The organism is Limnohabitans sp. 2KL-3 (genome assembly GCF_001269405.1).
Lineage (GTDB): Bacteria > Pseudomonadota > Gammaproteobacteria > Burkholderiales > Burkholderiaceae_C > Limnohabitans_A.
On the sequence record NZ_CXON01000012.1, the window covers coordinates 39,257 to 55,981 of the forward strand.

Below are 16,725 nucleotides of genomic sequence, written 5' to 3' on the forward strand. Positions count from 1 at the left end.
ACCGTGCCCCCCAATACCCTCTTTCGCAGAGACACCAAACAAGCCGTCAACATGTCGACAGGCTCCAACGCGGCCGAGCCCCAAACCAAACAGACACTCAGCGAGCCGGTCGCCCAGCCAGTCGCACCAAGCAACATCCAGAAACTGCCCCACCCCCAACACAACCCCGCCAAACGCAAAGCGGCAAACACCTTACTGGCCAAAAGCTTGCGCGTGAAAGCCATCCTCGCGCAGCCTGGCAAGGCTGCAGGACAGGCACCCACACAAGTCCCTGCACCTGCACCGGCACCAGCCCCCACCCCGGTCCCCAGCCTGGCCATCTGGGGTCATGACAGCGCGGTCAAAAAACGCATTGAACAACTGAAAATCCGCAACGCCCAGTTGGCCGAACAACTGCAGCGACTGCCGTCATCGGCCAAAGCCTGAGGAAACCCACCATGAGCGACAAAGAATTCACCCCGACAGAACCCATCCTGATGGATGCACCCGCCGCCGACATCCCTGACGCGCCGGCCGAAGACAAGCCAAGTGCTGCAAAACCTGCGGCCCCCATCGTGGCCCCGACGGAGACAAGGCCGCCAGTGGACGTGCCCCTCGACGACTTGGCCTACCAGCAATACCAAGCACTGGCCCACGCCGTGCTCGACTCCGCCGACATCGCCAGCAAGTCCGCCGAGGCCGCCGCCGCGGCCAGCCGGAACATGCACAAGGTCACCAGCGAATTCAAAACCTTGACCGAAGTCGGCCACAAAAAAGCCCTCTGGCTGCTCGGAGGCACCAGCGGCCTGCTCATCATCTGCCTGGTCTTCTTTTTGGTCATGGGCGTTCGCATGAACAGCCGCATCAACCAACTCGACAGCATGATGTTGGCCGTGGGCAAACGCGTCGTCGACCTCAACGGTGGACTCGAATCGCTCGACGTCATCAACCGCAGCATCGAAAGCCTCAATGCCCTGCAAGCTGAACAAGCCAAATCGCAAGGCCTCATTGAGCAACGCATCAACGAAGCCATGAAAAAATCTGAAACCATGGTCCAAAGCGTGCCCGGTGAAACCGCCAAACAAGTCGCCGCCAGCAGCGACAACTTGCTCAAGCAAGTCCAAGCCATGAACAGCCGATTGCAGACCCAGGCCAGCGCCGTTCAATCCCTGGGCAACGAAGTCAAAGCCCTCAAGGGTGCTGTGGGCAACGTGGACAAACTCAACCGCGACGTCGAAGCCCTGGTCACCTTGCAAAAAGAACGCTACCTTGAAAACCTTCAGAAAAACAACGCGGCCAGCAACCGCGACAAGGCGGTCCAATTTCCAAGGGTGACCCCCGCCAAAGCCCCAGGCGACGCCACACCGCAACTCACGGCACCCAAATGAATCAGCCACAGTGCTGATCCCTTGTTGCCCATCCGTTTGTCATGCAGCGCGCGCCCTGCAGCGGCGTCGCTGTGGGCTGTGGGCTGTGGGTAGGGGCTGCGGTTGAGGCGCTGACGGCTGTTGGCCCTGTGCGGTGAAGCCCCCAGGTCAGGGGGCTTCCAAGACGGGCCACGCGCGATGCAGCGCAGGGTGATTGATCGAAGCGCACCGAGGCTGCCAGTGCCACGGGCACCCATGCGCCACAAAAAAGCTTACTCGATGCACACGGCAATGTAAGTCAGCACAAAAACACCATTGGGCGGGATCTTTCGCCAGTAGCCCATTTCTTTGACATTGGCGAGTTTTTCACCTGTCATTTTGGGACCGGCGTAGCTGGTCATCTGGCCCAAACGGTGCATTTTGTAGGTGCAGTCGTATTCGTTCAGATAGTGTCTGGAGCGCACCCCTTCAGCGTCGGGTGTTTTCAGGTCCTGCATTTCCCAGACCCTGCGAATGCTGTCTTCCCGCTCGATGGCATTGCGGTTGACGTAAAGCGCCACTTCCGGGGTTTCGCCCATGCGGGTCCAAGCCTGTGCTGCCAAGGGAACCAAGCCACTGAGCAAGCCTGCACAGCACAGCCCCCACCGGACCACACCACGCAATGAAAAAACTGGCATCGTCATGTTTGCTCTCAAAAATAAGTTCCCGCGAAGGTGATAGGTTGACCGCCTGCGCCCAATTTGAAGCGTGAGATGCCGGGTAAATCGTGGGTATTGACGCCCCCCAGATCAAGCACCTCAATGCCCATGTCCTTGAGGTAAGCCATGGCTTGCCAGAGCAAGGCATTGTGGGCATTGAGCCGTCGGCCTTCTTCGTCAGACCAACCCACATGGTAACTCGCAACCCGGCCGTGAATCAGAAAGAGCATGCCGCCCACGGTGTTCTTGCCAAGCTCGGCATAGGCCACCACAAAAGCCTGACGGTGGTCGGCAGCACAGGCGATATAGGCCTTCACAAAATCGGTGGGCAGCCCATGAAATTTTTTGGCCTCGCGCTGGGCGAGCTCCTGGCCCAGCAGCCAGTCACAGCGCTTCAAGCTCGCTTGCACATGCACTTGCAGCTTCACATTGGCCAACACTTTGTTCAAGCGGTTGCGCCACTTGCCCTCAAGCTGAGCCTTCAAAGTGCTCAGTGCTTGGGTCAAATCGAGCAGCACGGTGGAATAACCGGTCATCACCCGTGACATGCCGCGGGTTTCCACTGGATCGAGTTGTTCGCCCGAGCAATTTGGCGAAAACAAGGGCACTTTCAAGTGCGGCACTGGAACCGATTGGCGCAAGCGCTTGTAGATGGCCGCACGATCAGCGGGACTGAGATCGGGATGAAAAATCGGACCCCGTGTGCAAGAGGCCAAAGAGATGTAGCCAAGCACCCTTTTGCACATGAATTGGGCAATCGCCACCAGTTGGCCATCTTGCCAAACCATGGCCCGCGCCATGCTCACCCCCAATGAAGTCAAGGCCTCACCGTAAATCCACGCCTGCTGCAAAGCGCCGCGCTGGGACGAATGAAATTCTTCCCAATCGGCCTGAGACAGAGACTCCCATTTCACATCCATATCGTAATTCTTGGCAAATTTATCAAATTCAACTCAAGATAACCCATTTGAGTCCGATAAATGGAGGTGTCTATGGAAAAAAAGAGCGCGTCATCCCCTCAAGAACATGCCATCTTGGGGCATGACATTCCCAAAGCCCGCTTGACCGTGTTGGGTTGGACTTGGGGAGCCCTGTATTTGGGTCTGCCTGTCATTTTGCTGGGCAATTTGCTGGACTTCTTTTTTCAATGGACGCTGGGTTGGTGCATCGGTGTTTGGTGCATTGTCTAGACTTAAAGGGCCACCATGTTTTTCTTTGTCGGTTTAGCGGTTGTTTTTGGTGCCGTTTTTGGCGGTTACGTCCTTGCTGGCGGAAAAATGGCCCCCATCATCAAAGCCGCACCTTTCGAATTTCTCATCATCGGAGGTTCGGCCATTGGCGCTTCTTTGGTGGCCAACAGCTTTCCTGTCTTCAAGGCCGCCATGGCGGGCATTGGTCAGTGCATCAAGGGACCCAAATGGCATCAGGCGGATTACCTGGCCCTGATGCTCTTGATTGGGAAACTGCAAAACGTGATGAAAAAAGAGGGGGTTGTGGCCCTGGAATCGCACGTCGAGAACCCCGACTCCAGCCCGATTTTTGGGGAATTTCCCAAATTGTCAAAAGACAAGTCCATTGTTCAGATGATTTGTGATCCCCTTCGATTGATGGTGATCTCACAGGGCAACCTGGACGCCGATGCTTTGGACGACTTGATGAAAAAAGCCATCAAGGTGCACCACCATGAAGCCTTGTTGGCACCCGGTGCGTTGGCCAGTATTGCAGGGGGTTTGCCCGCACTGGGCATCGTGGCCTGCGTGTTGGGTGTGGTCAAGACCATGGGTGCAATTGACCAACCCCCACCTGTCCTCGGTGCGCTGATTGGCGCTGCGCTGGTGGGGACCTTGATGGGCGTGTTTTTGGCCTACGGCATGTTTGAGCCCTTTGCCGGGCGGCTGACCCAAATCATCAACGAAGACTCGCAAATGTTCGACGTGATCCGAGAGATGATCGTGGCCAACCTCAAGGGGCATCCACAACCCTTGGTGATCGAATCAGCCCGGGCCTGCATCTCTCACCACTGCCAACCGAGCTTCTCCGAAGTCTTTGACGGCATGCGAGGTTCCTGATGGCCACAGCAGCAAATGCAGCGCCTGCTGCCACCGATCCAGCGGCGGCTGCTTCGCCGGTCGTTCGGCCCATCATTCGCAAAATCATTGTCGAAGAGGGTCATGCAGGCGCCCATGGTGGTGCCTGGAAAATCGCCCTGGCCGACATGATGACGGCGATGATGGCTTTCTTCTTGTTGATGTGGCTTTTGGGTGCCAACAACGAAGACAAGCGCAGAAGCGTGGCCGACTATTTCAGGCCCTCCTCCCACAGCCAGATCGTGTTTGGCGAAATGGCAGGCTCCAACGGCTTGTTCGGCGGCAAGTCCATCATCGACCCCGATGGTTTTCCTTTCTCCGCCAAACAAACAGCGATGCTGGAGCGCTTGACGCCCAAGGCCCAAGGTGGCCCAGGCGAGAGCTTTGGCTCGTCTCAGGAAGAAAACAACAAAGACGGCCCTTCCGAGCAAGACCCCGGCAAAGAGAGCGGCACCGGCACACCGAGCCAGAAACAAGACAAGGAAAATTTCGACAAGGTCGAAAAGGACCTCAAGCAGAAACTGTCTGAAAGTCAACAGTTTGAAAAAATCAAGGACCAAGTCAGCATCACGCGCGAAAAGGACGGCTTGCGCATTGAAGTCATCGACAAGGCCGACTTCGCCATGTACGCCTCGGGCGGCGCAGTGATGAGCAACAAAGCCGCTGCCCTGATGGCCGAAGTGACCCAATCGCTCAAACCACTGCCCAACAAATTGTCCATCCGTGGACACACCGACAGCATGGGATTCGCACCTGACAGCATGCGCAACAATTGGAGCTTGTCGACCGAGAGGGCGGATGCCACGCGGCAGTTCATGCAATCTCAGGGCATCAACGCCAATCGGTTTTCTCGCATCGAAGGCGTCGCCGATACCAACCCCAAAGTGCCGAGCAATCCTGCAGACCCGCGCAACCGCCGCGTCAGCATCACGGTGCTCAACCAGTGATCTGGTCGATGCGTTAAAGCCATGTCAAGATGACAAACTGCTTGGGCCCATCAACCCATACCTTTTAAAGGTTTCCCATGTTCAAAAATATTGCAATCGGCATCGCCATGGGTCTTTTGATCATGGGCGGCATCTGGGGGCTGGTGCACCTCATGGGGGACAGCCGTCCAGAGCCCGAATTGACGGCCCAAAGCATGCCTGGAGACAGCAAAGGGGTCATGGATCTGATTTGTGAACTGGATCTGGATCTGGACGGTCAACTGGCTTTGGGCATCAAAGAAAACGAGCCCTCCAGAATCACCATGGCTCAGATTGATTTTGAGAAAAAATCAGGCTGGTACCAAGGCAAGATCAGCATCTCTGAAAGCCGCACAGGCACCCTGCAGCTGATGGGCACACGACTGAAAGTTTATCGCCCGGCCATGTTCCAGCGCTTTGGCGTCATGATCACTGGCGAAGAGTTTGTTTTGGACCGCAAAACAGGCAGTTTTGTTCAATCCCTGAGTATCAGTGACGGGCGCAAAGTCAACCTCATCAAAGGCACTTGCGCCAAAGTGATCAAACCGCCCTTCTGAAAAAAGAGATCTCAGGCAAATCCACGCAACTCGTACTTGTTGATTTTTTCGATCAGGGTGGTTCTTTGCAATTGCAGAAGTTTGGCCGTTTGAGACACATTGCCTTGGGTGCGGTTCAAGGCTTGCTCGATCAAGGTGCGCTCGATGTCGATCAGGTGCTGCTTGATCGAGATGCCATCGGGCGGCAGCATCTGAATGCCTTGGGCCAACAAGATGACTTCTTCGACCGTGCTCATTTCGTCGTTCGAAGCCGACAAGGCCATGGGGGGCATCGCGGAAATGTCCGAAGGGCTGCGCACCTCATCGCCACCGCCCAGAAACTGGATCAGCGGGTCGCTCTCATCCCAAGGGCTGGCCGATGCTGGATCAGCAGGTGCACCGCTGGCTTCATCCACAGCAAAAACCTGAACAACCGGGTTGCTGGGTCGTGCGTCGACGGGGGCCGCCAAGGGGGTGGGCAACACAGGCAAAACCGTCGACACCGGGTTCAGCCGTTGGGCCTGCAAAACAGCCAGACCCGAGGGCATCATGCAGGCGGGCACCGTGTGCACATGCAAAGTTTGCGATGGAAACAAGGTCGAAAAACGGTCCACCAAATTGGACAGTTCACGCACATTGCCAGGCCATGCGTAGGCTTGGAGCAATTTCAGCATGTCGGGCGCAAATTTCAAAGGACGCTGACCGGGCAACACATGCTTGTCGGCATAAAAAGCCAGCAAGCAAGCAACGTCATCAGGCCGCTCGCGCAGTGCCGTGGTGGTGATGGGCAGCACGTTGATGCGGTAGTAAAGGTCTTCACGGAAGCGCCCCGCAGCCACTTCTGCTTCGAGATTTTTGTGGGTGGCGGCCACCACGCGCACGTCGATCGGCACCTCACGCGAGCCCCCCACGGGCAAGATGCAGCGTTCTTGCAAAACACGAAGCAGCTTGACTTGCATGTCCATGGGCAGGTCGCCGATTTCGTCCAGAAACAAGGTGCCACCATGGGCCAACTCAAAGCGCCCCAAACGGTCGGCCACGGCCCCGGTGAAGGCACCTTTGCGATGACCGAAGAGTTCGCTTTCAATCAAGTCACGAGGAATGGCCCCGCAATTGATGGGCACAAAGGGCCCTGCGGATCGCGGCCCTTGTGCATGCAGCGCTTGCGCCACCAGCTCTTTGCCCGTCCCACTCTCACCGGTGACCAAAGCGGTCGATGAAGAAGTTGACAAGGTCTGGATCAGCTCTCGCAGAAACTGCGTGGCACGGCTGGGTCCAAGAATTTGGGGTTTTAGAGTGACTTTCATGGTGTTCAAGTAACGGGTGGGAGTCCATTGACCATGAGGACTTGTATTGATGTTGATCAAATCTTATAGGTAAATAAAAAAATTGCCATTATTTTTAAATTGATTGACTTTTAAACGTTAAGAGCAAATTTAGCAATTTTTAACCTTGAAATTTGATTTTCAATTTATAAATCTATAAATTTATCATTTGAAAATACTCATAAAAAACATCTGAAAAAATTGGCCCCATCGGCTCAAGATGGGGGTTTTGGTGCCGATGTAGCCTTCAAGACACACCATTTTGAGCGCCACGATGTGAGGCGCAGGTGTCTGTTCATGGAGAAGGACAATGACCCCTAGCCGATCACTGACAGCCGCCTTGCTGACCACCTTAGCCTTGGCTGGATGCCATTTCATACCCTTGAACACCGTGAGCCAAGAGGCCACGGTCATGCCCACACCGCCGACCTCGATGATCACGCCCTTGGTCGAAAAGCGCGAAACCCTGGTGGCCACAGGCTATGCCGTCATCAGCGTGCAGAACCACAAAAATCCGGCGCAGCAACGCCTCTTGGCCATCCGGGCGTCCAAACTGGACGCTTACCGCTCGTTGACCGAGCAGGTTTATGGCCAGCAACTCGACGCTGCCACCACCGTGGCCGACATGACCGTGATGAGCGACACCTTCCGCGCCAAAGTTGAAGGCGTCATTTATGGGGCCACCATGGTCAGCATCACCCCGGTGGGTGAGGACACTTACGAGACCACCATGTCGCTGGACCAGAACGTGGTGCGTGACCTGCGGGCCCTGTACCTGGGCCAAATGGCCTCACGCCGTCGCTGATCTTTGCGCCACACACCAAAAGCCAACCCGGATTGGAATTCCCCATGCTGAGCACCCCCGAACTGCCAAGCCCTGCCCTGCCCGGCCAGGCTGGCTGGACCAAGACATGGCTTGGCCGCAGCGCTGTCGTGCTGACGGCTTGCTTGGGGACCATGGCCGCTGCCGAAAGCCTCAGCCCGGCTGAGTTGGCCTCCAAAGCCGTGGCCATGAGCGCTGTGCGCATGGCGTCACAGCCCGTTGCCAATGCGAATCAAACCGCGCTGACGCACCCGCAAAAAGAACACGAAACCCAGTTATCGGCCATCCGCCAGGCCATTTTGGACGCGACCTTGGACCGCCCAACCCGCGTGATCAGCTCAGCCTGGGTGGACGACAAGGGGGCGCTGCACGAAGCATCCCATTTCCACTCCGAGGCCAAAGTGCGGGGTGTACGCGTGCTCAAGTATGTGCAAGGCGATGAGCCCCAGCCCCTAGTCAGCGCCGAAGTCTTGCCCTGGGGCTGGAAGCCTGTGGGCACCACTCAAAGTTGCCAAGCTCCGCCCAATCCTTGGCGTTTGCCTGTGGGCGTTCAGGCCCTTGATCTGAGCGGATTCAGTGGCCCCCAACAATTTGCCAGCCAAACCCTGCTGAACATGGCACAGCAAACCTGGACGAAGCAACTGCAAAGCTCGCAGCGTTGGAGCCCCCAAGCGCTGGCCTCCACCCCAGCCCCTGAGGTGGAAAACCATTACATGCGCGCTTTATTGACAGGCCCCAACGATGTACGCAGTGGATGGGTGGCCGAATTTTCCCTGCAGCCGCACGCCCCTGCAGCAACGCAGCCCAGTTCATGGACCGAACGCTTGAACTCAAGCACCCAAGCGCCCGAGTGGCGGTGGACACTGCACTTGAAACTGGGTCAAAAAACCAACCCTGGCTCAAGCCTGCAGCCTGAGTGGCAAATGACACAAACCATCTCGGTGGCACCCATGGCACTGGGGCAAAACCCCACAAGCTGGGCCCAAGGTCTGCAAACCGAGCTGCAAAACCACATGAGCCAATGGGTGGTTTTGCTGGACAAACACACCGAATGCGAGCCCATACAGTTTCATGTGCGACGCAACGCCAGCCTTGGCCTGGAGCTGCAAGCGGGCCTGGACAGTGGCCTTCGCCCCGGTGACCGTGTCTTGTTGATGAACCCCAGCCATGTACCCAGCCGAATGCTCGAGTCCAGTGTGGCGCAGCACCTGGCTTTGGCCCAAGTGGTCAAAGTCGGCAGGAACCGCACCGAGTTGCAGCAACTGGCAGGCCCTGCCCTGGCCTCACAAGGTGCCTGGATGGCGCTTCCCTTGTGAACCCCTTCACCTTGCTACGGAAATGACACCATGACCCACGCCGCTTCACCGCCCATTCGTCAAGCCGCCTGGCTGGCTCTGGCCAGCCTCCTGGCCACCGCATCGAACCCGGCCTGGTCGACCGACAACACCGCAAGCCTGGCCTTGACAGCGCTGCTGGGCACACAAGCGGTCTTCCAGCAAGCAGGCGACTTGCGCCAGACAGCGGAGCCGTCGGTTGGGTCCGCCGCAGCGAACACGGCAATGGCTGGCACGTCGGCCCCCACCAGCGCCGTGAGTGGCACAGTCACCGTGCAACGCGGCGAAACCCTGGACCGACTGATCCGGCGGGCTTTGCCCGATGTCCCCTTGCACCCCGATTTTTTGCGCAAAGCCTTCGTCACCCTGAACCCCCAAGCCTTTCCGTCTGGCGCACCCCATCAGATGCGAACCGGGACCATTTTGCAGGTGCCCAGCATGGCCGCTTTGCGTCAAATGCTGCTCGCTCAGCACCCTGCCTCAGTGGCTTTGCTGAACAACGTTGGCGGACCCAATGCAGAGCGAGCCGCCACCCAACAAGACAGCAAGGAACCCAAGCGTTGGGTGCGCTTTCCCTGATCACAGATCGGGCAAGCCAATGATCACCGGGGCTGAAACCGCCCACCTGAGCCCCAAAACCCCAACCGTGATTTGGGAGGGACGGCTGCCTCTGGTGGTCGAGCGTGTCGCTGCCGAACTGGGTTTGCGCGACGGTCAGATCATCCAGGCGGTCATCGAGTCGCGCATGGACCGTCTGCGCTTGGTGCTGCAAGACCCCGCCCAAGCAGGACGCTTCATTGACTTGCCCAAAGACCTGCCCACAGGGCTGCGCCTGGCGGCGGGCGACACGGCCTTGTTTCGTGTGCAGGTGCAGGCCGACGGCTCCATTTTGCTGCGCCCCCTGCCAGCCCAAGGCGTCAACCGTGCAGGTTTGAACGTGGGTACAGGCAGCGTCCCGCCCGATGCGCAGGTGCCCAGTCGCCTGCAACAACTGAGCTTTCGGCCACCAGACATGCTTGCACTGGCACAACTGCTGCGGCCTGGCGGACTTGACACTTTGCTGCAAGGCCTCAACCCCGCCGCCCCCGAAGTGGCAGCCATTCAGCAATGGCAAAGCATGCGCCCCCACATGGCCCAGCTGACACCCGAAAAACTCAAGCAACTCTTGCAGCGCAGTGGGCTGTCCACCGAAGCCCTGCTCGCGCAAGGTCAGGCCCAGGGTCTGGTGGACCTGAAAACCGGACTGCGCCAACTGCTGCGCCTGCTGCAAAGCACCTCAAGCGAGGCAATGGGGCGGGTACAGGAAGCGCTGGACGACATCGAATCGCGCCAACTCACAGCCGCCGAAACACTGACAGGCCGTGAATGGGTGCTGTCCATGATGCTACCCTTTGCCGATGCAGAACCGGTGGCCTTGCGCTTTGTACGCAGCCGCCAAATGGGCAAAGACAAGCCGCCACTGGTCATTCACCTGCACACACGCAACCGGGACTTGGGCGAAATCTGGTTGCAAACCCGCATCCACCAACAAACCGAGGTCGACATGGTCATGTGGGCCCTGCGAGAAGATGTGGTGCACCGCGCCCGGGAACTCACGCCCAATCTGCAAGAAGAGCTGGACAGTGCCGGATTGAACATGACTCGACTGATGGTCATTCACGGACCGGGCCCCACCGAACCCGTGACCTGGAACCCTCCAGCAACCGGCAGCTTGCTGGACATCAAGACATGAAAACGCCGCTCAAGCAAGCCATTGCCTTGGAATACGGCCTGCGCAAAACCCCGGTCGTCACCGCCAAGGGCGACGACGACCTGGCCCAAAAAATCATCAATGAGGCACTGCGCCATGGCGTCTATGTGTCCGAAGACCCCCATTTGCTGGCCTTGCTCAGCCGAATCGACCTGGACAAGGAAGTCCCCCCTGAGCTCTACACCGCTGTGGCCGTGATCCTGTCGTGGGTTTATTGGCTCAAAGGCATGCGCCCTGGTGACGAAAAAAACAGACACCTTGACCCCTCTTGACCCGGCACGGTGGAGTGGTCTGCGAGGCTCTATCGCGAAGAGGGCATCGCTCCTGCAGGGACAGTGCCCTGCATTTTGTGGGAGCCCCGCCCTCGGGGCGATGGGTGGTGGTCTGCGAGGCTCAATCGCGACGGGGGCGTCGCTCCTACAGGGGACTGCCTGCATTTTGTGGGAGCCCCGCCCTCGGGGCGATTCTTGGTGGTCTGCGGGGCTTTTCGCGACGGGGGCGTCGCTCCTACAGGGGGCTGCCTGCATTTTGTGGGAGCCCCGCCCTCGGGGCGATGGGTGGTGGTCTGCGAGGCTTTTCGCGACGAGGGCGTCGCTCCTACAGGGACAGTGCACTGCATTTTGCGGGGGCCCCGCCCTCGGGGCGATTCTTGGTGGTCTGCGAGGCTTTTCGCGACGAGGGCGTCGCTCCTACAGGGGGCTGCCTGCATTTTGTGGGAGCCCCGCCCTCGGGGCGATGGGTCGTGGTCTGCGAGGCTTTTCGCGACGGGGGCGTCGCGCCTACAGGGGGAATGCCTGCATTTTGTGGGAGCCCCGCCCTCGGGGCGATGGGTCTTGGTCTGCGAGGCTTTTCGCGACGAGGGCGTCGCTCCTACAAGGGACTGCCTGCATTTTGTGGGAGCCCTGCCCTCGGGGCGATGGGTCTTGGTCTGCGAGGCTTATCGCGACGAGGGCGTCGCTCCTACAGGGAGCTGCCTGCATTTTGTGGGAGCCCCGCCCTTGGGGCGATGGGTGCTGGTCTGCGGGGGTTATCGCGACGGGGGCGTCGCTCCTACAGGGGGCTGCCTGCATTTTGTGGGAGCCCCGCCCTCGGGGCGATTCTTGGTGGTCTGCGAGGCTTATCGCGACGAGGGCGTCGCTCCTACAGGGAGCTGCCTGCATTTTGTGGGAGCCCCGCCCTCGGGGCGATGGGTCGTGGTATGGGTGTTGACCCTCAGGTCCAACACAGGGAATGCGCCACTGCGGGCTCAGGCGTCGAGGAAGGGACCAGCCACCGGACAGGGTGTCACTTTGCCCATGCGGTCGTAAAGGTCGACCGTGGTGCTGGATTCGCCTTGGAGGGCTTGCAAGGCACCCTTGACCCCTTGCAGTTGGCGCTGCAACAACTGGATGTTGCGCAAATGGTCTTGTTTGCATTGTTGCAAACCAGGCTGAAGGTCTTGCCACAACTGAGGGACAGGGGATTGGGCTGTCGCCCACTCGGCCACCCAAGCCAACCGCTCAAGCAGCGTGATTCTTTCTTCTTGCAGGGCTTCAAATCCAGCTATGTTTCGGATTTTGAGCAATTCGAACTCTTGGGCCAGCAACTCGCTCAGGCGAGCCGCATCCACGGGCACGGAAGTGCTGAGACGGCCCGAAGGGGTGTCGGTCAACTCGTGCGCGGGCAGCTGGGTGCTCATGCCGGCGTCACTCATTGATCATTTTTTCCAAAGCCATGAAGCTTTCAGCAATCCGGCGAGAGTCCATGTGGTACTGACCTTGCTGGATCGCCAGTTTGATGGCCTCGACCTTGGCGCGGTCAAATTCGGGCTCTTGCATGGCTTTTTGTGCCAGGGCGCTCAGTTGAACTTCATCAGTCTGAGGCGACAAAGGTGCGACGCGGACTTCGGGCGTGGCTTCTACAGCGCCTTCCTGGCCCTTGGCAGACATTTGGCGGTTGGACGAGTCCATTTGGGCAACCCGGCGAAAACTGGAGATGGGATCCGTCATGTAGGTTCTCTTTTCTGTTTTATGGTCAGTGAGCTTAGACATCGCTCTCCATCAGATTCGACGGTAGATTCTAAATCTTGAGCTCGAAAATCGTTTTTGAAAAATTAAACAGGCCGCGGCCTCACAGGCCTTGGACCAAGTTGGGGCCTTTGACCATTCCGGTCAGTATTCGGCCTGATTCGCTGTTTTTAAGTTTGATCTGTTCGCCATAGCGACCGTCTTGTTGGGCTTCGACCCGGGCCGAGATTTGAAAACCCTGGGCTTGTCCGATCGACATCAAGACCATCTGGCCTCTTTTGACCAACACCATGGGGCGCAGATCCTGGCTGCTCAAGGGGGTGCCAGGGCGCACATCGCGCAGTAGCTCAACGTATTTCACTTGTGACACCTGCTCCAGCACTTTGGCGGGCAGACCTTGCGCATCCAGCTCGGCCACCCGGACATGTTCAGCGCTCAAGCTCATGCCCCGATGCAGCGCCATGGTGGCCACCAGCACTTGGCGTTTTTCGGGGGGCTTGGCGGCGGCCTGTACCGGGGCCTGGGCGGGCACCCGAGCGGGCAAGCTCACCCGCACATACAGCTGCCAGGCGGGGTCGGCGCAGCGAACGCGGACAGTTTCGGCACTTGAAAAGGGCAGGTCCATCGCCAAGGGGCTGCTGCAGGCTCTCACTTGCAGGCGAGGGTCAAGCGGGGCCATCACCACCTTGTCTGGATCGACCGCTTGGGTTTGTGCAGACCAATCGACCACCGCTTTTTGCAGGACGGCGGCCGGGGTCTCAGGCTGTGCACGGGGGTTGGCCCAAACACTGACGCTGAAACAACACAACAAGGCAGCCCAACACCAACACCAAAGGGCCATCTGATCCAGAAGTCGGCACAGCATTTGCTTGAAGGCGTTCATGGGTGTGGAAGTTTTGACGTTGTTCATGATTTCCAGATGCCAAGCAAAAACGAGACCAGGCTTCAACACACCACAGAACAAGACACTCTGACATGACCCAGCTGCCGCCCTCATCCAACACCCTGCCCGCGCTGAACCCTGCCATCCAGACCGGCAGGAACGAGTCACAGCCCTCGTCCAGACCCTCGCTCGCGTTTGGACAGGTGATGTCCCAAGAGACCCAGCGTCCAGGGTTCGTGCAAGTCCAAACGGGCGACACCTTGATTGGTCTGGTCAAGGCCCATTACCGGCAAAACCAACTGCCAATTTCAGAAAACCAGGCCATGCGACTGGCGCACCAAGTGGCCGCTCGCAATGACATCGCGAACCCCAATGTGATCCAGACGGGTCAAAAAATTGATTTTTCATCCTTACAGATGCCCGACCTGGCCCGAGCCGAGTCCTTTGGGCCGCTGGATTTGAATGCCCGCAGCACCCAGGCACTGAACAAACTGAATGCGTCCATTGCACCCGCTGCCGCCACTTTGACCCGCAACGCCTTGGCTGCCCGACCGGTCACCTGGACCCAAGCTTCGGCCAGAAGCGCAGGCCACCCGATTTTGGATCGCACATTGGAGCGGGCCGTGGCCAAAGGCTTTGTTGCAGCAGCCGAAGTGCCTGCGGTGCGCGACAAGGTGCTGACCCTGGCAAAACGCTACAACTTTCAACCCGATGACTTTGCACGCCTGACCCTGATGGAGAGTGGCGGCATGAACCCGCAAGCGAGCAATGGCAACTGCCACGGCATCATCCAGTTTTGCAACGGTCCCAACCGGGGTGCGGCCTCGGTGGGTTTCAAAGACAACCCCCGCGACATTTTGGGCATGGGTTTGCTGCAACAGCTCGACCTGGTGGACCGTTATTTCTCGCAGGCCGGTCTGCGCGGCCAAGGCCCAGCCCTGGGTTTGGATGATTTGTACCTGACGGTGTTGACCCCCGCCGCCCGCCAGGAAACCCGCCCCGATGCACCCTTGCCCATTGCCGGGCCACAAGCGCGTTTCCTGCATGTGGGCCAAGACACAGCGGCCCCGATCACACGCAACTCGATCCTGGCTGGACTGCACAGCTTGACTCAAGCGCTGCTGCCCATGAGCGCCAAGCCGTCTGCTGCCGCTGTCTTGGGTGCGCCCGGCAAGAGCCAGGTGGCGCGTTTGTACAACGAGGTGGGCAGCAACTCGCCCACCGGCATGCGCTGAGCAGCGGCAAAGGATGGCCGCAGGTCTTTGCCGGTGACCACAAATTGCCGCTGCCGTGTGCTTTTGCCTCACACCCCGCAGGCAAAGTCCACCAAACAAGGTTGGCATCAATTTTGCTGATATCGAAGTCAAGCGGCTCAACTTGAGCCGATCGGGTCAAAAGTTTGGCCCACCCAGAACCTCGAACCGTCTCATCAGGAGTTCAGATGAATTTGCTCAACCAAGCACTTGGCGTGCACGAACAAGCCTTGAATGTCAAAAGTCAACGCCTGGAAGTGTTGGCTCAAAACATCGCCAACGCCGACACCCCCAACTACAAATCGCGGGACATCGACTTCAAAGCCGTGATGAAAGAGACCCAACTTCAGGGTGCCGCCATGCAAGTCACGAACAAAGGCCACTTTGCAGTGGGCCAGGAGCTCAACCCCGATGGCATGCGTTACCGCATCCCCTTCAACACCTCATTTGACGGCAACACCGTCGAGATGAGCGTGGAGCAAGCCAATTACGGTAAAGCCGCCGCCGACTACCAAGCGACGCTGAATTTTCTGGAAAACCGCGTCAGCGGCATTCGCAAAGCCTTGCGAGGAGACTGAACATGAGCATGGACAATATTTTTGGTATTGCAGGCACAGCGCTGAACGCGCAGCTGACCCGCATGAACTCCACCGCCTCCAACCTGGCCAACGTCGGCACGGTGTCGACCACCGAACAAGATGCTTTTCGCGCCAAGCGCCCCATCTTCAAGGCCCTGATGGACTCGGAGATGACCAACAGTGGCGCGTCCTATGTGGGCGGCGTCAAGGTCTTGCGCATGGCCGACGATGCCGCACCACCCCGGCGCGTCTCCGACCCGAAAAACCCCATGGCCGATGAAAACGGCTACGTCTACCAATCGAACGTGAGCGAAGTCACTGAAATGGTGGAAATGATGGCTGCGGCACGGTCTTACCAAAACAACGTCGAAGTGATCAACACAGCACGCCAATTGATGATGCGCACGCTGGACATCACCAAGGCCTGAACAGAAAGCACCCCATGGCCACCAACACCGTCACCTCATCGAGCTTGCTCCAAAACGTTTCGCGTTACGAAGACGTCAAAGACCAAGCCAAGAAAACCAAAGAAGAAATGGGCAAGCAGGAATTCCTGACCTTGTTCACGGCCCAGTTGCAAAACCAAAACCCGCTGGAGCCCGTCAAGAACGAAGCCTTTGTGGCCCAACTGGCGCAGTTCTCCCAACTCGAAGCATTGACCAATATGCAGACCTCGCTGGACGGTTTTGTCACCTCCATGTCGAGCGAGCGCATGCTGGGCAGTGCAGCCTTGATTGGCAAAAAAGTGGCCATCACCGACACCCCCACCCAGCTCACCGCTGGCGGATCGATGGAGGCCACATTGAGTCTGCCCATGGGTGCCAGCGGCGTACAGATCACGGTGAACGACGCCCAAGGCCGCTTGGTGAAAAACATGATCGAAGGCCCCCAGACCCCAGGCACGATGAGCCTTCAGTGGAACGGCAAAGACGCGGCAGAAAACCCAGTGCCCACAGGCCTGTACCAATTGAGCGCCACCGCCGTCGTGAACGGTCAAACCGTCAAAGTCCCGGTCAGCACCTTGTCCACCGTGCGGGCCATCTCCACCAGCCCGGCAGACGGCAGTGTCAGCGTCGAAGTCGATGGCGGCAAAACCATGCTGCTGACCGACGTCAAGCGTGTGGGCGGTTAACACCGCCAG

22 protein-coding genes are annotated in these 16,725 nt (G+C 58.5%); 15 read left to right on the forward strand and 7 right to left on the reverse strand.

Features of this window, described 5'->3' with window-relative positions:
* Nucleotides 1–3: 3 nt before the first annotated feature.
* Together AMM41_RS14505 and AMM41_RS14510 are read left to right on the forward strand one after the other, a co-directional pair.
* Nucleotides 4–426, forward strand: a complete 423-nt coding sequence (locus AMM41_RS14505) for a hypothetical protein (RefSeq protein ID WP_146186250.1) — start codon at nt 4–6, stop codon at nt 424–426.
* An 11-nt stretch (nt 427–437) separates the two neighbouring features.
* Nucleotides 438–1,367, forward strand: coding sequence for a hypothetical protein (locus AMM41_RS14510; protein WP_089960236.1), 930 nt, complete (start codon nt 438–440; stop codon nt 1,365–1,367).
* 251 nt (nt 1,368–1,618) lie between these two features.
* On the opposite strand, the gene AMM41_RS14515 is transcribed toward AMM41_RS14510, so the two are convergent.
* Nucleotides 1,619–2,029 (reverse strand): surface-adhesin E family protein, encoded by a 411-nt coding sequence (locus AMM41_RS14515; protein ID WP_228769292.1) that lies wholly within the window; start codon nt 2,027–2,029, stop codon nt 1,619–1,621.
* Nucleotides 2,030–2,037: 8 nt separating this feature from the next.
* Nucleotides 2,038–2,964, reverse strand: a complete 927-nt coding sequence (locus tag AMM41_RS14520) for a GNAT family N-acetyltransferase (RefSeq protein WP_089960241.1) — start codon at nt 2,962–2,964, stop codon at nt 2,038–2,040.
* Nucleotides 2,965–3,036: 72 nt separating this feature from the next.
* Between AMM41_RS14520 and AMM41_RS14525 the strand changes: the two genes are divergently transcribed.
* From AMM41_RS14525 to AMM41_RS14540, 4 genes are all read left to right on the forward strand, one after another.
* A complete protein-coding gene (locus AMM41_RS14525; RefSeq protein ID WP_089960245.1) occupies nt 3,037–3,234 on the forward strand; it encodes a hypothetical protein in 198 nt (65 codons plus the stop codon).
* Between the two features lie 15 nt (nt 3,235–3,249).
* Nucleotides 3,250–4,113 carry a flagellar motor stator protein MotA gene (gene motA, locus AMM41_RS14530; RefSeq protein WP_089960250.1) on the forward strand — a complete coding sequence of 288 codons (864 nt, stop codon included), beginning with the start codon at nt 3,250–3,252 and terminating at the stop codon, nt 4,111–4,113.
* On the forward strand, nt 4,113–5,078 hold the full coding sequence (locus AMM41_RS14535; protein ID WP_089960253.1) for a flagellar motor protein MotB: 966 nt from the start codon (nt 4,113–4,115) through the stop codon (nt 5,076–5,078). Before motA ends, AMM41_RS14535 begins: the two co-directional genes overlap by 1 nt.
* Before the next feature lie 77 nt (nt 5,079–5,155).
* On the forward strand, nt 5,156–5,653 hold the full coding sequence (locus AMM41_RS14540; protein ID WP_089960257.1) for a hypothetical protein: 498 nt from the start codon (nt 5,156–5,158) through the stop codon (nt 5,651–5,653).
* 11 nt (nt 5,654–5,664) lie between these two features.
* Here AMM41_RS14540 and AMM41_RS14545 read toward each other — a convergent pair whose 3' ends face one another.
* Nucleotides 5,665–6,939, reverse strand: coding sequence for a sigma-54 interaction domain-containing protein (locus AMM41_RS14545; RefSeq protein WP_089960534.1), 1,275 nt, complete (start codon nt 6,937–6,939; stop codon nt 5,665–5,667).
* Nucleotides 6,940–7,122: 183 nt separating this feature from the next.
* A complete protein-coding gene (locus AMM41_RS21965) occupies nt 7,123–7,365 on the reverse strand; it encodes a hypothetical protein (protein ID WP_194944813.1) in 243 nt (80 codons plus the stop codon).
* Here AMM41_RS21965 and AMM41_RS14550 point away from each other — a divergent pair.
* From AMM41_RS14550 to AMM41_RS14570, 5 genes are read left to right on the forward strand one after another with little or no spacing between them, the layout of a single operon-like run.
* Nucleotides 7,349–7,762: an LPP20 family lipoprotein gene (locus tag AMM41_RS14550; RefSeq protein WP_228769293.1), complete on the forward strand. Its 414-nt coding sequence runs from the start codon at nt 7,349–7,351 to the stop codon at nt 7,760–7,762. The two genes, AMM41_RS21965 and AMM41_RS14550, sit on opposite strands and share 17 nt — an antisense overlap.
* Nucleotides 7,763–7,806: 44 nt before the next feature.
* Nucleotides 7,807–9,096 (forward strand): hypothetical protein, encoded by a 1,290-nt coding sequence (locus tag AMM41_RS14555; RefSeq protein ID WP_194944803.1) that lies wholly within the window; start codon nt 7,807–7,809, stop codon nt 9,094–9,096.
* Between the two features lie 30 nt (nt 9,097–9,126).
* Entirely contained in the window at nt 9,127–9,693 is a 567-nt protein-coding gene (locus AMM41_RS14560) for a LysM peptidoglycan-binding domain-containing protein (protein ID WP_089960268.1), read from the forward strand.
* 19 nt (nt 9,694–9,712) lie between these two features.
* Complete coding sequence (locus tag AMM41_RS14565; RefSeq protein WP_089960271.1) at nt 9,713–10,846, forward strand: hypothetical protein; 1,134 nt, start codon at nt 9,713–9,715, stop codon at nt 10,844–10,846.
* Entirely contained in the window at nt 10,843–11,136 is a 294-nt protein-coding gene (locus AMM41_RS14570) for an EscU/YscU/HrcU family type III secretion system export apparatus switch protein (RefSeq protein WP_089960275.1), read from the forward strand. The genes AMM41_RS14565 and AMM41_RS14570 overlap by 4 nt, the downstream gene beginning before the upstream one ends.
* A 974-nt stretch (nt 11,137–12,110) precedes the next feature.
* Here the strand turns inward: AMM41_RS14570 and AMM41_RS14575 are convergent.
* From AMM41_RS14575 to flgA, 3 genes are all read right to left on the reverse strand, one after another.
* Nucleotides 12,111–12,557 carry a hypothetical protein gene (locus AMM41_RS14575; RefSeq protein ID WP_089960278.1) on the reverse strand — a complete coding sequence of 149 codons (447 nt, stop codon included), beginning with the start codon at nt 12,555–12,557 and terminating at the stop codon, nt 12,111–12,113.
* A complete protein-coding gene (flgM, locus tag AMM41_RS14580) occupies nt 12,550–12,852 on the reverse strand; it encodes a flagellar biosynthesis anti-sigma factor FlgM (protein WP_089960282.1) in 303 nt (100 codons plus the stop codon). Before flgM ends, AMM41_RS14575 begins: the two co-directional genes overlap by 8 nt.
* Before the next feature lie 121 nt (nt 12,853–12,973).
* Nucleotides 12,974–13,780, reverse strand: a complete 807-nt coding sequence (gene flgA, locus AMM41_RS14585; RefSeq protein WP_228769294.1) for a flagellar basal body P-ring formation chaperone FlgA — start codon at nt 13,778–13,780, stop codon at nt 12,974–12,976.
* Nucleotides 13,781–13,845: 65 nt separating this feature from the next.
* Here flgA and AMM41_RS14590 point away from each other — a divergent pair, with 65 nt between their 5' ends.
* The 4 genes from AMM41_RS14590 (at nt 13,846) to AMM41_RS14605 (ending at nt 16,716) form a co-directional block, all read left to right on the forward strand.
* Nucleotides 13,846–14,988 (forward strand): hypothetical protein, encoded by a 1,143-nt coding sequence (locus AMM41_RS14590; protein ID WP_089960287.1) that lies wholly within the window; start codon nt 13,846–13,848, stop codon nt 14,986–14,988.
* Between the two features lie 206 nt (nt 14,989–15,194).
* Nucleotides 15,195–15,584, forward strand: coding sequence for a flagellar basal body rod protein FlgB (flgB, locus tag AMM41_RS14595; RefSeq protein WP_089960292.1), 390 nt, complete (start codon nt 15,195–15,197; stop codon nt 15,582–15,584).
* 2 nt (nt 15,585–15,586) lie between these two features.
* A complete protein-coding gene (gene flgC, locus AMM41_RS14600; protein ID WP_089960298.1) occupies nt 15,587–16,012 on the forward strand; it encodes a flagellar basal body rod protein FlgC in 426 nt (141 codons plus the stop codon).
* A gap of 14 nt (nt 16,013–16,026) precedes the next feature.
* Complete coding sequence (locus AMM41_RS14605) at nt 16,027–16,716, forward strand: flagellar hook assembly protein FlgD (RefSeq protein WP_089960303.1); 690 nt, start codon at nt 16,027–16,029, stop codon at nt 16,714–16,716.
* Nucleotides 16,717–16,725: the final 9 nt, after the last annotated feature.

Excerpts from the sequence above, each read along its gene's own strand:
- AMM41_RS14510 (WP_089960236.1), top strand. The coding sequence starts at position 438 with ATGAGCGACAAAGAATTCACCCCGACAGAACCCATCCTGATGGATGCA.
- AMM41_RS14515 (WP_228769292.1), bottom strand. The coding sequence starts at position 2,029 with ATGACGATGCCAGTTTTTTCATTGCGTGGTGTGGTCCGGTGGGGGCTG.
- AMM41_RS14520 (WP_089960241.1), bottom strand. The coding sequence starts at position 2,964 with ATGGATGTGAAATGGGAGTCTCTGTCTCAGGCCGATTGGGAAGAATTT.
- AMM41_RS14525 (WP_089960245.1), top strand. The coding sequence starts at position 3,037 with ATGGAAAAAAAGAGCGCGTCATCCCCTCAAGAACATGCCATCTTGGGG.
- motA (WP_089960250.1), top strand. The coding sequence starts at position 3,250 with ATGTTTTTCTTTGTCGGTTTAGCGGTTGTTTTTGGTGCCGTTTTTGGC.
- AMM41_RS14535 (WP_089960253.1), top strand. The coding sequence starts at position 4,113 with ATGGCCACAGCAGCAAATGCAGCGCCTGCTGCCACCGATCCAGCGGCG.
- AMM41_RS14540 (WP_089960257.1), top strand. The coding sequence starts at position 5,156 with ATGTTCAAAAATATTGCAATCGGCATCGCCATGGGTCTTTTGATCATG.
- AMM41_RS14545 (WP_089960534.1), bottom strand. The coding sequence starts at position 6,939 with ATGAAAGTCACTCTAAAACCCCAAATTCTTGGACCCAGCCGTGCCACG.
- AMM41_RS14555 (WP_194944803.1), top strand. The coding sequence starts at position 7,807 with ATGCTGAGCACCCCCGAACTGCCAAGCCCTGCCCTGCCCGGCCAGGCT.
- AMM41_RS14560 (WP_089960268.1), top strand. The coding sequence starts at position 9,127 with ATGACCCACGCCGCTTCACCGCCCATTCGTCAAGCCGCCTGGCTGGCT.
- AMM41_RS14565 (WP_089960271.1), top strand. The coding sequence starts at position 9,713 with ATGATCACCGGGGCTGAAACCGCCCACCTGAGCCCCAAAACCCCAACC.
- AMM41_RS14570 (WP_089960275.1), top strand. The coding sequence starts at position 10,843 with ATGAAAACGCCGCTCAAGCAAGCCATTGCCTTGGAATACGGCCTGCGC.
- AMM41_RS14575 (WP_089960278.1), bottom strand. The coding sequence starts at position 12,557 with ATGAGTGACGCCGGCATGAGCACCCAGCTGCCCGCGCACGAGTTGACC.
- flgM (WP_089960282.1), bottom strand. The coding sequence starts at position 12,852 with ATGACGGATCCCATCTCCAGTTTTCGCCGGGTTGCCCAAATGGACTCG.
- flgA (WP_228769294.1), bottom strand. The coding sequence starts at position 13,780 with ATGAACAACGTCAAAACTTCCACACCCATGAACGCCTTCAAGCAAATG.
- AMM41_RS14590 (WP_089960287.1), top strand. The coding sequence starts at position 13,846 with ATGACCCAGCTGCCGCCCTCATCCAACACCCTGCCCGCGCTGAACCCT.
- flgB (WP_089960292.1), top strand. The coding sequence starts at position 15,195 with ATGAATTTGCTCAACCAAGCACTTGGCGTGCACGAACAAGCCTTGAAT.
- flgC (WP_089960298.1), top strand. The coding sequence starts at position 15,587 with ATGAGCATGGACAATATTTTTGGTATTGCAGGCACAGCGCTGAACGCG.
- AMM41_RS14605 (WP_089960303.1), top strand. The coding sequence starts at position 16,027 with ATGGCCACCAACACCGTCACCTCATCGAGCTTGCTCCAAAACGTTTCG.